This is a genomic window from Streptomyces sp. HPF1205 (genome assembly GCF_020400825.1).
GTDB lineage: Bacteria > Actinomycetota > Actinomycetes > Streptomycetales > Streptomycetaceae > Actinacidiphila.
The window spans coordinates 203,090-217,155 of sequence record NZ_JAINVH010000009.1 but is presented as its reverse complement, the minus strand read 5'-3'; the positions used below and the strand labels follow the sequence as shown (position 1 = coordinate 217,155).

Sequence of the window (14,066 nt, the reverse complement as noted above, 5' to 3'; positions counted from 1 at the left end):
GCTCAGGGCGGGAGCTCGGGCCGGGGCTCATTCCCGTTTGCAGATGCGGTCGAGCAGGTTGGCGGTCGCCCGCTGGATCCGCGGGTCGACGTGGCCGGGCCGGTCGAGGGCAGGCGACCAGGCGAAGGTGCCCGAGGCGAAGACGTACGCGCCGCTGGGCGAGCGGTACAGCGAGGTCTCCTGGTGGCCGCGGCGGCCGTCGGCCGACTCGTACGGCGAGTGGGCCAGCAGGATGCGCTCGGTCGCCTCCGGCAGCGGGACGCGCGGGAAGTAGTGGTCCGCCTCGCCCGCGACCAGGCCGGGGATCGCGTCCCCCTCGGCGGCGCCGGTGGCCTCCCACAGCCAGTGCGAGGCGTTGCGCACCACGAGCGGCGACGGCTCCGCGACCCGGCCCGCGTACTGCACCCCCAGCAGCAACTGCTCCGGCTCGCCCTGGTCCCGCCACAGCGCGGACACGCGGCTTTCGCCCCGCCGCTTGCGGCAGATCAGCAGCCGGTCGGGCTCGCCGGACGCCGAGGACGCCAGCGCGACCTGCCAGTACATGGTGTTGGCGGACAGGAACACCAGCGAGGTGCCGGCCGCGCGGGCGGCCTCGGCGGCCCGGCGCATCGGCACCGACCAGTACTCGTCGTGGCCGGGGAAGACCAGGCCGCGGTGGCGCGACGGATCGATCCGCCCGGCGTGCAGGTCGCGGGCGTCGGCGTACGCCAGGTCGTACCCGTACCGCTCGGCGAACCGGACGAAGTCGTAGGCGTGCCCGATGTGCAGTGGCAGCCCGGCGCCCGCGTAGGGCCGGTCGAACGAGACGGTGGTGGCCGCCTCCTCCTCGCCGAGCAGCCGCCCCTCGTCGTCCCAGGCGTGGTAGAGGCTGGCGCCGGTCCTGCCGTCCTCGGGATACAGGTTGTACGCCTGCCAGGTCACGTCCGGCATGACCAGCAGCAGGTCGGCCGGATGCCCCTCGATGTCCCGCACGGTGAACGGCACATGGCTGCGGTAGCCGCCCACGGTGGTCAGCACCGCCACATAGGCGCCGGTCCGCCAGTACGACGGCACCTGCAGCCGCCACGACTGCCACCAGTGGTGGCAGGAGACCGTCCGGCCGGCGGTGAGGGGCGGCTGCTGCACGATCCCCGACAGCCGCGGGCTCGCGGCCACCTGGGCCGCGCCGTCCCCGCCGTAGTGCCCGATCCGGTAGACGTCCACGGTGAACTCCTGCGGCGGGTCCACGGTGACGCGGAAGTCGATCGCCTCACCCGGTGCCACGGCCCCGCTGGAGGCGAATCCCTTGATCTGCTGGTGCACGTCCTCGGCGTCGAGCGGCCCCGGCCCGCGCCTGCGCGGCGCGTGCCCGCCGCTCACCTGCAGGTCCACGTACCACGGCACGACCTGCCCCGACCCGTCCGCGTACTGCGGCGCCCCGCGCAGCCAGGGCAGCGGGCCCAGTCCGAAGGGGTCCGTCACCCCGTGCGCCAGCGCTCCCGACTCCCAGCGCCGCTGTCTGCGGTTGTGCCGCTGTCCCTGGTCTTCACCCATGTCGCCCATACGGCTCCCCCTCCCGCCCCGTCCCGGGAAGCAGTGCAATTATGCATCCGTCTGGGCCAGCACATCACACTCAGCGCTGCCGAGGTCACTGATCGTGCGGATTGCTGTGAGTTTTTCGGACAAAGGGACAGGGTTAGGCGCGGTACGGGAAGTTGACGCCGGGGTAGTGGGTGGCCGCCACACGCTCGATCGCGTGCCCGAGGGTGGACGGGAGCGCGCCCAGGTTGCAGTCGCCCAGCAGGTTCGCCGGGCGAACGATGAAGGCTTCCCCCGCCAGGCCGTGGTCGTGCAGCGTGACCCAGGCCTGCCAAGCGTGCGGATCGTCGCCCAGGGAGCCCGCGGCCGCGCTGTCGATGACCAGCCGCAGGTGGGGGCGACTCTCGGGGGACGGGTCGTTGAGGAAGGCCTTCGCCGCGATCGGCAGCAGCGCCCGGTTGTCGGCCCTCCCGCCGCCGGTCTCCAGCAACAGCAGGAGAAGGTCGGCGACCAGCTCCGGAGGGAGCCGTTCGGCGTCGGCGGCGAGGCGGTCCAGCAGGAGCTTGTGCGCCGGCAGACGGTGCCCTCGGGGCCGCAGCCAGTCGGCGCAGCGCCGGTAGAGCGCCGCCAGGCCGTCCGGCCCGAGCTCCCAGGCCGGGGACAGGCACAGCCGCAGCAGATCATGGGCCACGGAGGTGGCGGGCTCGCCGCCGGTGAACGTCATCACCTCCATGCCGAGGGTCGCGAACACCGGCTCCATGGCGTGCTGGACCACCGCGTCGTTCGTCCCTCCGGAGACGTCCGACTTGTGGGGCAGGTCCGCCCAATGCGCCCGCTGCCAGCCGTCGGTACGGGCGCCGGCGTCCGGCCCGCGCCGGAACACCCAGTCCAGGTTCACCGGTTCGGGCGCCCGCTGCCCCGCGGCCGGTTCCACCAGCAGTTCCCGCCGCTCCCCCGCCCATGTGTGCCGCAGCCGCAGCGACAGGGCGAAGTCCGTCCACTCCGTCTCCGTGAACGCCGAACGCCATAGCAGGGCGCGGCGGTGCCAGGTGCCGGGCGGGTCGTCGGACTCCGGGAAGAGGCGGCTCGCCGGGAAGCCGCCGGTGAGCGCGAGCAGGAGGAGCACCAGGTTGGCCTCGTACAGCCCGTGGCGGGAGGTGGTGGGGCGGTCGGGGTCGGGCCGGTAGCCGGCGTGGTCGTGACGGGTGCGGAAGGCGGCCGCGGCACGCATCGCGACCACCAGGTCGGCCAGCCGGGCGTGTTCGCCGGAAGGGACGCGGGCGAGGCGGGCGCGCACGAACCGCAGCATCTGGCGCGAGGACAGCGGCACGTACGACAGGAGGGCGTACAACAGGTCGTCGGCGACGGGGGCGTCGTCGCCGGAGACGAGGAGCGCCGGGGGGCGGTCCAGCAGGCCGTGCAGGACGTTCACGGCGAGGCGCACGGCGAGGTACTCGCCGAAGGTGGCGTGCAGGAACTCGTACGTGGCCAGGTGCCGCGCGTCCCTGACGGCCTGGGCGCGCTGGACGAAGAAGAAGCGGCCGAGGGCGATCTCGGCCTGGTCGAGCGGGGCGCGGAAGCCGGATTCCGGGCGGGCGCCGCGGCCGAGGAGTGCGGCGAGGTCGACGGCGAGTTCGTCCGCGGTGACCCACTGGCGGCGGCGGTTGAGCATGGCGAAGGCGACGAGGGACAGGCGTTCCAGCTCCTGCTGGACGCGGGCCGCCACCTCGCCGGGCCGGGGGGCCACGACCGACTTGCCGACCTCGCGGGCCGCGAAGGCGGTCAGCAGTTCCTCGTAGAGGTCGGCCTCGTCCAGCGGGTCGTCGCCATCGCGCTGGAGGCCGTTCTCGGTCGCGTCGTACAGGGCGAGCATCAGCAGCAGCAGGGGCTGGGCGGCGAGGTCGCGGTGCCGCGCGGCGAGGTCGGCGGGCAGGGGGCGCAGGTTCCACGCGGGGAAGTACCACTCATTGACGCGGTTCCACAGCGCGATCCAGGCGGCGATCTGGTCGTCGCCGAACGGCTCCAGGCGCAGGACCACCGAGCCCTCCGGGTAGCGGGCCCGGTCGGCGACCGCCGTCCTGGTCGTCACCAGGGCGACGACCGGGCGGCCCTGGTCGGCCTCGCGCCGCTGGAAGGCGGCGACCCGCTCCAGGAAGTCGGACTGGCTGACGCCGGTGGCCTGGAGCAGCTCGTCGAAGCCGTCGAAGAGGACGACGGGGACCAGGCCGGGGGCCGCCCGCACCAGGTCCGGCCAGGTCGCGCGCTCACCTGTCGCGGCCCTGATCGCGTACTCGATCTGGTCCTGGACGCCGGCCTCCGCGGGCACGTCGCGCAGCACGACGCGGACGGGGAGGAAGCCCCCGGCGGACAGGCGGGCGGCGAGGACCGTCGTCAGCAGCGACTTGCCGGCGCCGGGCTGGCCGAGGACGACGAGGGGCGCTGTCGCGGCGCCCGGGCCGGTGAACGCGCCCGCCAGGTACTCGCTCAGGTCGTCCCGCGCGCCGACGCCCGCCCACCAGGACTCGTCCGCGGGGCCGCTGCCCTGGCCGTCGCCGTCGCCGTCGCCGTCGCCGCCTGCACCGGGACCGCCGACGCCGGGACCGCCAGCACCCGGGCCGCCGACGCCGGGACCGCCAGCACCCGGGCCGCCGACGCCGGGACCGCCAGCACCCGGGCCGCCGACGCCGGGACCGCCGTCCACCGCCCGTACCCGGAAGCGCGGGTCGAAGTAGCCGTCCGCGAGCCGGGGCAGGCCGACCCCGGTCAGCGTGTCGCCCTCCGGCAGGATCAGGCGGTCGAGCGCGGCCCGGTACGCGGTGGCCAGGGCCGCGGCCACGTCCACCGGGGCCGCGGCCGCCGACAGGCCGGCGAGCAGGGTCTCCACACCGGTCAGTGCCTCGCGTACGGCCGCCCGGGTCGCCTGGTGCTCGGTCCGGTGGGTCCAGAACGCGAACTCCGGGACGTCACCGGCCAGGCGGGCGTAGAGCTCCTCGTAGCGGTCCAGGGCCGCGGTGGCGGTGTTCCGGAGGGTTTCCCGCGTCCGCTCGCGCTGCGCATGGTTCATGCCGTCCCATAAGGCGAGGCCCCGGAGGAAGCGCTCCAGCCGGCCGCTCAGCCGGAGGTACCAGAACCCGAGGTCGCCCCGCACCTGCTCCGGCGGCACGTGCGGGGCCGGCATCGGCGGGGCGGCGGCGGTGAGGGCGTGGACGAAGTCGCGGGCGGCGGTCGCGGGGCCGCCCGCCAGGGCGAGCTGCTCGCGGCGGGTCAGCCGCGCCTCGGCCCAGTCGAAGGGCAGGTCGGCCGCCGCCAGTTCCTCGAAGTACGCGGTCACCACGAGGACGGCGTGCGCGGCGGCGAGACGCTCGCTGCGGCTCGCCCGGTCGGCCGTCCCCAGCCGCTCGCGCACCGTGGCGACCAGGTCCCGGCCGAGCCGCAGGATCCTGCCCTGCGCCCCCACCAGGTTCAGCACGGTCTCGCTCGCCCCGCCGGTGGCCAGCCCGAGCGCGCTGCCGAGCGCCTCGTCCAGCGCGGCCAGTCCCGCGGGGTCGCCCCCCAGCAGCACCAGCGCGTCCCCGTACCCGATCAGCCGCCGCGCCGCCATGCCCCGCCTGCCTCCCCTGGGTTCGGACCCGCGGCTCAGCCTGCCATGCCGGTGCCCGGCGCGGTGCCGTTCTCAGAGCAGCCGCAGCGGCTTGTCCGGGCGGATGCCCAGGGAGGACAGCCAGGCGCGCAGGGGGGCCGGGTCGGCGTGCTCGACCAGCCGCAGGACGGGCCAGGCCAGGTCCGTGCGGCGGGAGTCGGAGACCAGGAGGGTCGGGCCGTCGAGCCAGTCGAGGCCGGCGGTGGCACCGGCGCTGTCGATGGCGGCGCAGCACACGGCGGCCGTGACGTGGTCGGCCAGGAGTTCGTGGTGGGTGCGCCGGGGCAGGAGCTGGCCCACCGGGGACGGCGCCACCGGGTGCGGGATCTCGTCCTGGGCGGCAAGGGCGCTGACCCGGGTGGCGACTTCCTCGCTGCCGCCCGCCGCGAGCCGGTCGATGATACGGGCGAGGGTGGCGCCCGACGGTTCGTCGCCGAGCAGCACGCCGCCCTTGTTGCGAGCGGGTCCGGCGCCGGGTGCGCGACCGCGGCTCGGGCCCGGGACGGCGGACGCGCGCGCCTCGTCGAGCACCCGTATCAGCCGGGCGGCCTCGCTGCGCCAGATCCGGTCGACCACTTCCTCGGGGTAGCGCGCCCAGGAGACCGGCGCCCATTGCGGGCCGGGCCCGGCCGGGGCCCCGTGGAAGATCCCGGCGGCCAGCAGCGAGACGGCCTCGTCGATCACGCCGGGCTCCTCCAGCAGGTCGCAGGCGGGCCGTTCGCCGAGGCGGCTCTCGAAGCCGTCGGCGAGGCGGTCCCGGCGGGAGAGCTCGGTGAGCGCCGCGACCACGCCCGCGTCGAGCCGGGACGGCCAGCGGCCGGTCCGCCAGGCGGGCAGCGCGACCCGGGTCAGCAGCCGGTCCCAGCCCGCGTACGCGAGCCCGACCTGCTCCTGCGCGACGATCCGCAGCCCGTAGTCCACCGCCTGGGCGCGCTCGGAGGCGGACGCGGCGACCCCCCGCTCCATCTCGGCCGCGTACGGGCCGCAGCCGCGCAGCAGCAGCCGGGTGACCCGGCCGAGGACGGCGTACGCGGGCCGCAGCGGGGTGCGGCCCGGGCGGCCGGCCGCGGCGACACCGGCCGCCGCGTCGAGCCCCCGTACGAAGCGGCGAGCGGCGGATATCCCGGGGTCGGCGGCCGGCGCGGTGCCGGCCACCACGGGGGCCAGCAGCGCCCGCAGCTCGGCCACGCGCATCCACCACAGGAAGGGCGAGCCGATGACCAGCACCGGCGCGGTGGGGGCCGGGCCGCCGGGGGCGGCGCGGCGGTCCTCCAGCCAGCTGTCGCAGTCCGGGGTGAGCTCGACCGCGGAGGGCGCCGGCACCTGGAGCCGGTCAGCGAGGTCGCGCACCATCCGGTAAAGGTCGGGGGCGGCGGCCTCGCTCACCGGCACGGTGGGGCTCACCGCCGGCCTGGCCCGCGTGACCACCGCGCCGATCGCGGCGGCGGCGAGCAGCACCACCAGGGCCACGCCGGTCACGGTCCAGCGCGCCGCGTCCCAGCCCGGGCCGAGGCGCCCGGTCAGCCGGCCCGCGTGCAGCACGACGGCGGCGGCCGCGGGCAGCAGCGCCAGGCCCAGCGCCGCGCCGCGGATGCGCAGCACCGCCAGGGCATGGGCGCGCGCGACGCCCTCGCCTGCCTCTCCGGCCATCGGCGGTCACCCCCTGTGCTCGCGGCGACCGCCCCTGTGGCGGCCTCCCCCCAACTCTCGCACCGCCCACCGACATCGCAATGCCGTACGGCTGATTGCCGCAACGCCCGCGGTGAGCCCTGCGGGCACCCTAATTCGGGGCCGAGGGGGGAGTCATCCGTATGGCCGAGTCATCACTCCATGGAGTGGCTCTGGTCAGAGGCCGGCCGCCGCGCGGGCGATGTCCGTACGGTGGTGGGAGCCGTCGAGCCCGATCCGGTCCACCGCGCGGTACGCGCGCTCGCGGGCCTGCGCGAGGTCGGCGCCGGTCGCGGTCACGGACAGTACCCGGCCCCCTGCCGAAACGATCCGCCCGTCCGCCTCCGCCCGCGTCCCCGCGTGCAGCACATAGGCGTGCTCGTCCTTCTCCGCGACGTCCGCCAGACCGGTGATGGGGTCGCCGGTGCGGGGGGTGTCCGGGTAGTTGTGCGAGGCGATCACCACCGTCACCGCGGCACCGTCGCTCCACAGCAGCGGCGGGTGGCCCGCGAGCTGCCCGGTGGCCGCCGCCCGCAGCAGCCCGGCCAGCGGGGTGCGCAGCCGCGCCAGCACCACCTGCGTCTCGGGGTCGCCGAAGCGCGCGTTGAACTCGATGACCCGCACCCCGCGCGAGGTCAGGGCCAGCCCCGCGTACAGCAGCCCGGAGAACGGCGTGCCGCGCCGCCGCAGCTCGTCGACGGTGGGCCGCAGCACGGTCCGCTCGATCTCCTCCACCAGCCCGGGCTCGGCCCACGGCAGCGGCGAGTACGCGCCCATGCCGCCGGTGTTGGGCCCCTGGTCGGCGTCCAGCGCCCGCTTGAAGTCCTGGGCCGGCTGCAGGGGCACCACGGTCTCGCCGTCGGTCACCGCGAACAGCGACACCTCCGGCCCGTCCAGGTACTCCTCGATCACCACGCGGCCGCAGGCCAGCGCGTGCGCCCGCGCGGCGGCCAGGTCCTCGGTGACGACGACGCCCTTGCCGGCCGCGAGCCCGTCGTCCTTGACCACGTACGGCGGGCCGAACGCGTCGAGCGCGGCGTCGACCTCCTCCGGGGTGGTGCACACGTACGCCCTGGCGGTCGGCACCCCGGCGGCGGCCATGACCTCCTTGGCGAACGCCTTGGAGCCCTCCATGGCGGCGGCTTCGCGGGAGGGGCCGAAGCAGTCGATGCCGCGCGCCCGTACGGCGTCGGCGACCCCGGCCACCAGCGGCGCCTCGGGACCGACGACGACCAGGTCGGCGCCGATCGACTCGGCCAGGTCGGCGACGGCCGCGCCGTCCATCACGTCGACCGGGTGCGCCCGGGCGATCTCGGCCGTACCGGCGTTGCCGGGGGCGCAGTGCAGCGCGGTGACGTCGGGATCGAGGGACAGGGAGCGGCACAGGGCGTGTTCGCGGGCGCCGCCGCCGATGACGAGGACCTTCACGCGCACCAGGGTAATGGGCGGCCCGGCGCCGCCCTCCCTCACTCTTTCGAGCGATGGTGACGGATCGCGGTCGATGTCCTATACCTGATCACATGGCTTTTACGGGCGGATTCGCCGGATTCGCGGCTCGGCGCTCCTCCGTTCGGCGGTAAGAAGAGAGCTTCAGCGGGCATCAGCGAGCTTCACAGCCGGGCAGGGTGCGCAGGGAGCGAGGGAGTGGGCAGTGGGCCAGCCGGACACGTTTCCCGGGGACGACCCCCGGGAGGAGCCTCAGCGGCGGGCGCTGCACCACCGGTACGAGGACCCGCGGGCGCTGCCGTTCCCGCGGGGCGACTGGGGCGAGCCGGCGCGGCGGCTGGAGGAGGTCTACCGCTGGGCGGAGGCCGGCGCCCTCGGCTCGCGCGAGTGGTACCTGCGCGACCGGGTGCGCAAGCGGCGCGGGGCGCGGGCGCTGCGGCTCGCGGCCGTGTGCCTCGCCGCGGCGGGCATCGCGCTCCCCCTCGCGTCGGCCGCGGCGGGCGACGGCCCCACCGTGTGGGGCTACGTGGTGCTGCTCGGCGCCGCCGTGTGCCTGGGTCTTGACCGGGTGCTCGGGCTGACCGCCGGCTGGATGCGCGACATCGCCGCCGCGCAGGCCATCGAGCGGCGGCTCGACGCGCTGCGCTTCGACTGGGCGGCCGAGCGCGTGCGCGAGGTGCTCGGCCCCGCCGAGGGGACGGCCGGGGAGGCCGCCGAGCGGTGCCTGTCGCTGCTGCGGCGCTTCTGCGAGGACGTGACGGACCTCGTGCGTGTGGAGACGGCCGACTGGATGGCGCAGTTCGGGGCCGGCGCGGGCCCGCTGCGGACCCAGTCGGCGCCGGCCGCCGGTCACGCCCCGGCCCACCCGTACCGCCTGCCCCACCCGGGGGCGCGCCCCAGCATGCCGCGCCAGCGCCCCCCGGAGAGCCCGCGGTAGCCCGGCGGCGCGGGCCCTGCGAGGGGTGCGTACGGCGGCCGGATCAGCTGAAGACGATCATCGAGCCCTGGCCGAGGGAGCGGGTCGCCGCCGCGTGCAGGCCGAGCCAGACGTGGTGCTCGCGGGCGAAGGGGCCGCTGCCGTAGGAAGCGGACGGCGTCACCGCGGGCTCCTCCAGGCTGGTGTGCCGCTCCGGCGGCGCGGGCGCGGCCGGCGGGTTGGCGGGGTCGATGCCGATCGCGGGCGCCACGAACTCCAGCTCGCGCAGCAGGCCGTGGCTGGAGCCCAGCGGGCCGCCGCCGGCCAGGAGTTCGTCGTTGACCACCGGCTGGGGGAAGTCCAGCGGCACGTACGCGCCCGCGTGGTCGTAGTGCCACACCAGGTGCGAACGCTGTGCGGTGGACTCGAACATCTCCAGCAGCTGCTCGTAGTCGCCGCCGAGCGCGTCGACCGGGGTCACTTCGAGCCCTTGCAGGCTGAGCAGGTAGGCGCGGCGCAGGAAGTGGAGGGCGTCGTAGTCGAAGCAGGCGACCGGGGCCACGTCGCCGGACAGGCCCGGCATGTAGCTGTAGACGGGGACGGGCGGCTGGCCCGCGTCGCCGAGGGCCTTGTCGTAGCGGGCGAGTTCCTCGGAAAAAGGGTTTTCCGGGCTGTGGCAGAGCACGTCCACGAGCGGCACCAGCCACAAGTCACAGGCCACGTAGGTTCTCCGTCCTTCTCCGTCCGGTAGGGGCGTACAGCCTAAGGCGAGCGCGGCCCCCGCGTCAGGAGCGGGCCGGGGCCAGCTTCTCGATCAGGGCGCGGGTGTGCCTGTTGTACTCCTTGGTGAGCCGCCGCGCGGCCCCGGTGTCCCGCGCCTCCACGGCGTCGACCAGCGCCACGTGGTCCGACCAGCACACTCCGGCCAGGTCGGCGAGGGAACGCAGGTGCGGCACGGCGTAGATCCAGGTCTGCGCCCTCACCCGGTCGAGGAACTCGCTGATGTGCGGGTTGCCGCCCATGGCCGCCAACTCCCGCCAGAAGCGGAGGTCGCAGCCTATGAGTACGTCGAGGACGCCCGCCTGCGCGGCGCGAGCGGCGGCCTCGGCCCGGCGGCGCACCGAGGCCAGCGACTCGGGCGGCAGTTCGCCCATGCCGTGCTCGGACAGGTGGCGGAAGGCCGCCTCGACCACGAACGCCTGGGCGTCGGTGAGCGAACGGAAGTCCTCGGGGGTGAACCGCCGTACCTGGAAGCCGCGATGCTGCTCGACCTCCAGAAGTCCCTGCGCGGCCAGGTCCACCAGGGCCTCTCGGACGGGCGTGGCCGACACCCCGTAGGTGTCGGCTATCTCCTTGACGGTGAAGTGGCGGCCCGCCTGCAGGCGGCCGGTGAGCACCTCGTCGCGAAGGGCGTCGGCGATCTGCTGGCGCAGGCTGCTGCGCCGTACCGGCGATCCGCCACCCTCCGGCATTGCCGCTCCCGTCCGTCGTTCCCGTGCGTCGTTCGAGCGCGTCGTTCCAGCGCGTCGTTCGAGCGCATCGTCACCGCGCGTCTTCGCACGTGTGTATGACCCTCGCACACGATATGCGAGGGTCCTCCGGAGGTCCGGCGAGTGAACCCGGCCACACCCGTTCGTACGTTTATCCTTCGCCGTACACCGTAGGGGGAGGAGTGCCGGGTCATGGACGAGCTCAGAACCGACGATCCGCGCTGGATCGGCGGCTACCGGCTGCTCGGCCGGCTGGGCACCGGCGGTATGGGCCGGGTCTACCTCGCCCGCTCCGGGCGCGGCCGGACAGTCGCGGTCAAGCTGGTCCGCGCCGAACTCGCCGCACAGGAGGAGTTCCGCAGCCGGTTCCGGCGTGAGGTGCGGGCCGCGCGGCGGGTCGGCGGGAAGTGGACCGCGCCCGTGCTCGACGCCGACACCGAGGCCGAGATCCCCTGGGTCGCCACGGGTTACGTGCCGGGTCCCTCCCTCTCCCAGGTCGTCGGCAAGGAGCACGGCCCGCTGCCGGAGCGTTCCGTCCGCGTCCTCGCCTCCGGTCTCGCGCACGCCCTGGCCGACATCCACGCGGCAGGGCTGGTGCACCGCGACCTCAAACCGTCGAATGTGATGATCACCATAGACGGTCCCCGCGTGATCGACTTCGGCATCGCCCGCGCCCTGGAGACCGTCACCGACTCCTCGATCACCCACACCGGGGCGATGGTCGGCTCCCCGGCCTTCATGTCGCCCGAGCAGGTACGCGGCGACCGCGTCACCCCCGCCTGCGACATCTTCTGCCTCGGCTCGGTCCTCGCCTACGCGGCCACCGGCCTGCAGCCGTTCGGCGCGGCGAGCAGCGGTGTGCACGCCCAGATGTTCCGCATCGTCCAGGAGCCCCCGGACCTGCACGCCGTCCCCGACGGCCTGCGCGGCCTGGTCGCGGCCTGTCTGGCCAAGGACCCCGGGGCCCGCCCCTCCCTGGAACGCGTCCAGGAGATGCTGACGGCTCTCGCGCCTCCGGAGGGGGATGGCCCGTCCGTCCCGTCCGGCCTGTCCGGCGACTACGTGGACGAGCCGTGGTTGCCGGGCGCCATCGTGGCCCGGTTGGGCCGGCACGCGGTGCGGCTGCTGGAACTGGAGGCGGCGGAGACCGGTTCGATCCCGGTGGTGACGGGCCCTCCCGCCCCCGGCGGCGAGGAGACGGCGGGAACGGGCGGTACGGGGACCCCCGCTCCGGGCCCGGCTAATACGGGTTCGGCCGGTACCGGTTCGGCCGGTACGGGGACGCCCGCTCCGGGCGCGGAACCGCCGACGGTCCCCGCGCCCCAACCGACCGCCGTCACCCTGCCGACGACCCCGCCCCCGGCCCCGACCCTGACGTCGACCTCGGCCCCCAACCCGGCCCCCGTCGCCGCTCCCGTGCCCGCCCCCGGTCCGCCGTCATACGGGCCGGCGCCCGTGCCCTTCGGCAATGCGCCGGCCGCGCCCAAGCGGCGGGGCCCCCTCCTGGTGCTGGCGGCCGCCCTCGTCGTGATCGCCGCCGGGACAACCGCCGCCGTTCTCGTACGCGGGCACCATGGCGGCGGGACGGGGTCCGCGGCCGACGCCCGGCCACCGCGCTCCCCCACGGCCACGTCATCGGGGGCCGCGACGACGACGGCGTCGGGCATACCGGCGGCGATGGTCGGCACCTGGGAGACGTCGTTCGCCAGCTCCCTGGGCGACAATGCGCGCAAGCTGACGATCCACCAGGACGGCACGGTAGAGCTGAACGGCGACAGCCCTTCCTACACCTGCGTGTGGACGATGCGGGTCACCTCCTCGGGTCCGCCGGTGGCGCTGAGCGCCTCCAAGGTGGTCAGCGGGTCCCCGGCCGGCTCGTGCAACCCCGGGCCGCCGACCACGCTGACCCTCGTCGACCCGACCCACTTGCGCCGCGACAACCTGGACGGCGGCCGCGCCCCCCTGACCTACGAGAAGACCGGCTGACCGCCGCCATGGCGACGAGTAAGCCCCGCACACCATGGCGTGCGGGGCTTACCTACGGCTCGCCGGTACGGGCCCGGGCCCGTACCGCCGTCCTACAGGAACGAGTTGATCTCGATCGTCTCGGTCCGGCCGGGACCCACCCCGATCGCCGAGATCGGCGCGCCCGACATCTCCTCCAGCGCCTTGACGTAGCCCTGCGCGTTCTTCGGCAGATCGGCGAAGGTCTTGGCCTTGGTGATGTCCTCCGACCAGCCGGGCAGGTACTCGTAGACCGGCTTGGCGTGGTGGAAGTCGGTCTGGCTGTACGGCAGTTCGTCCACCCGCTCGCCGTCGATCTCGTACGCGACGCACACCGGGATCCGCTCCCAGCCGGTGAGGATGTCGAGCTTGGTGAGGAAGAAGTCGGTGAGGCCGTTGACGCGGGTGGCGTAGCGCGCGATGACCGCGTCGAACCAGCCGCAGCGGCGGTCGCGCCCGGTGGTGACGCCGTACTCGCGGCCCACCGTGCGCAGCCGGGCACCGTCCTCGTCGAACAGCTCGGTGGGGAACGGTCCGGAGCCCACGCGCGTTGTGTAGGCCTTGAGGATGCCGATCACCCGGGTGATCTTGGTGGGCCCGACACCGCTGCCGGTGCAGGCGCCTCCGGACGTCGGGTTGGACGAGGTGACGAAGGGGTAGGTGCCGTGGTCGACGTCGAGGAGGGTGCCCTGGCCGCCCTCCATGAGGACGACCTTCCCCTCGTCGAGCGCGTTGTTGAGCACCAGCGCGGTGTCGGCGACGTAGTCCTTCAGCCGGTCGGCGTAGCCGAGGTACTCCTCGACGACCTGCGCGGTGCTGATCGCCCGGCGGTTGAAGATCTTCACCAGGATCTGGTTCTTGTCGTGCAGCGCCGCGTCGACCTTCTGCTGGAGGATCGATTCGTCGAACAGGTCCTGGACGCGGATGCCGACCCGGTTGATCTTGTCGGCGTACGCGGGGCCGATGCCGCGTCCGGTCGTGCCGATCCGGCGCTTGCCCAGGAAGCGTTCCGTCACCTTGTCGATGGTCTGGTGGTACGGCGTGATGAGATGGGCGTTACCGCTGATCAGCAGCTTGGAGGTGTCGACGCCCCGCTCGTTCAGCCCGCTCAGCTCGGAAAGCAGGACCGCCGGGTCGACGACCACACCGTTGCCGATCACCGGAACGCATCCCGGCGAGAGGATTCCGGAAGGGAGGAGGTGGAGCGCGTACTTCTGGTCGCCGACGACGACCGTGTGACCGGCGTTGTTGCCGCCCTGGTACCGCACCACGTAGTCCACCGAGCCGCCGAGCAGGTCGGTGGCCTTTCCCTTGCCCTCATCACCCCACTGAGCACCGAGCAGCACAAGTGCGGGCACAGGCGTACACCCCTTCCGGGCGGGGC

Annotated in this window: 9 protein-coding genes; 2 read left to right on the top strand and 7 right to left on the bottom strand. The window is 74.6% G+C overall.

Annotated elements, in window-relative coordinates; genetic code table 11:
* Positions 1-27: 27 nt before the first annotated feature.
* From K7G61_RS13365 to purD, 4 genes are all read right to left on the bottom strand, one after another.
* Positions 28-1,533, bottom strand: coding sequence for a N,N-dimethylformamidase beta subunit family domain-containing protein (locus K7G61_RS13365; protein WP_225846999.1), 1,506 nt, complete (start codon positions 1,531-1,533; stop codon positions 28-30).
* A gap of 142 nt (positions 1,534-1,675) precedes the next feature.
* The gene (locus tag K7G61_RS13360) at positions 1,676-5,119 is read right to left on the bottom strand and encodes an NACHT domain-containing NTPase (protein WP_225846998.1); all 3,444 of its coding nucleotides are present in this window, start codon (positions 5,117-5,119) and stop codon (positions 1,676-1,678) included.
* Positions 5,120-5,191: 72 nt separating this feature from the next.
* The gene (locus K7G61_RS13355; protein WP_225846997.1) at positions 5,192-6,808 is read right to left on the bottom strand and encodes a hypothetical protein; all 1,617 of its coding nucleotides are present in this window, start codon (positions 6,806-6,808) and stop codon (positions 5,192-5,194) included.
* Positions 6,809-7,003: 195 nt separating this feature from the next.
* Positions 7,004-8,254, bottom strand: coding sequence for a phosphoribosylamine--glycine ligase (gene purD / locus K7G61_RS13350; protein WP_225846996.1), 1,251 nt, complete (start codon positions 8,252-8,254; stop codon positions 7,004-7,006).
* 223 nt (positions 8,255-8,477) lie between these two features.
* Here purD and K7G61_RS13345 point away from each other — a divergent pair, with 223 nt between their 5' ends.
* Entirely contained in the window at positions 8,478-9,209 is a 732-nt protein-coding gene (locus K7G61_RS13345) for an SLATT domain-containing protein (RefSeq protein ID WP_374204122.1), read from the top strand.
* Between the two features lie 43 nt (positions 9,210-9,252).
* Here K7G61_RS13345 and K7G61_RS13340 read toward each other — a convergent pair whose 3' ends face one another.
* Positions 9,253-9,909, bottom strand: a complete 657-nt coding sequence (locus K7G61_RS13340) for a hypothetical protein (RefSeq protein ID WP_225846995.1) — start codon at positions 9,907-9,909, stop codon at positions 9,253-9,255.
* A 64-nt stretch (positions 9,910-9,973) separates the two neighbouring features.
* On the bottom strand, positions 9,974-10,660 hold the full coding sequence (locus tag K7G61_RS13335; protein ID WP_225846994.1) for a GntR family transcriptional regulator: 687 nt from the start codon (positions 10,658-10,660) through the stop codon (positions 9,974-9,976).
* A gap of 210 nt (positions 10,661-10,870) precedes the next feature.
* On the opposite strand from K7G61_RS13335, the gene K7G61_RS13330 reads away from it, so the two are divergent.
* A complete protein-coding gene (locus K7G61_RS13330; RefSeq protein WP_225846993.1) occupies positions 10,871-12,664 on the top strand; it encodes a serine/threonine-protein kinase in 1,794 nt (597 codons plus the stop codon).
* A gap of 92 nt (positions 12,665-12,756) precedes the next feature.
* Here K7G61_RS13330 and K7G61_RS13325 read toward each other — a convergent pair whose 3' ends face one another.
* Positions 12,757-14,040: an adenylosuccinate synthase gene (locus K7G61_RS13325; protein WP_225846992.1), complete on the bottom strand. Its 1,284-nt coding sequence runs from the start codon at positions 14,038-14,040 to the stop codon at positions 12,757-12,759.
* Positions 14,041-14,066: the final 26 nt, after the last annotated feature.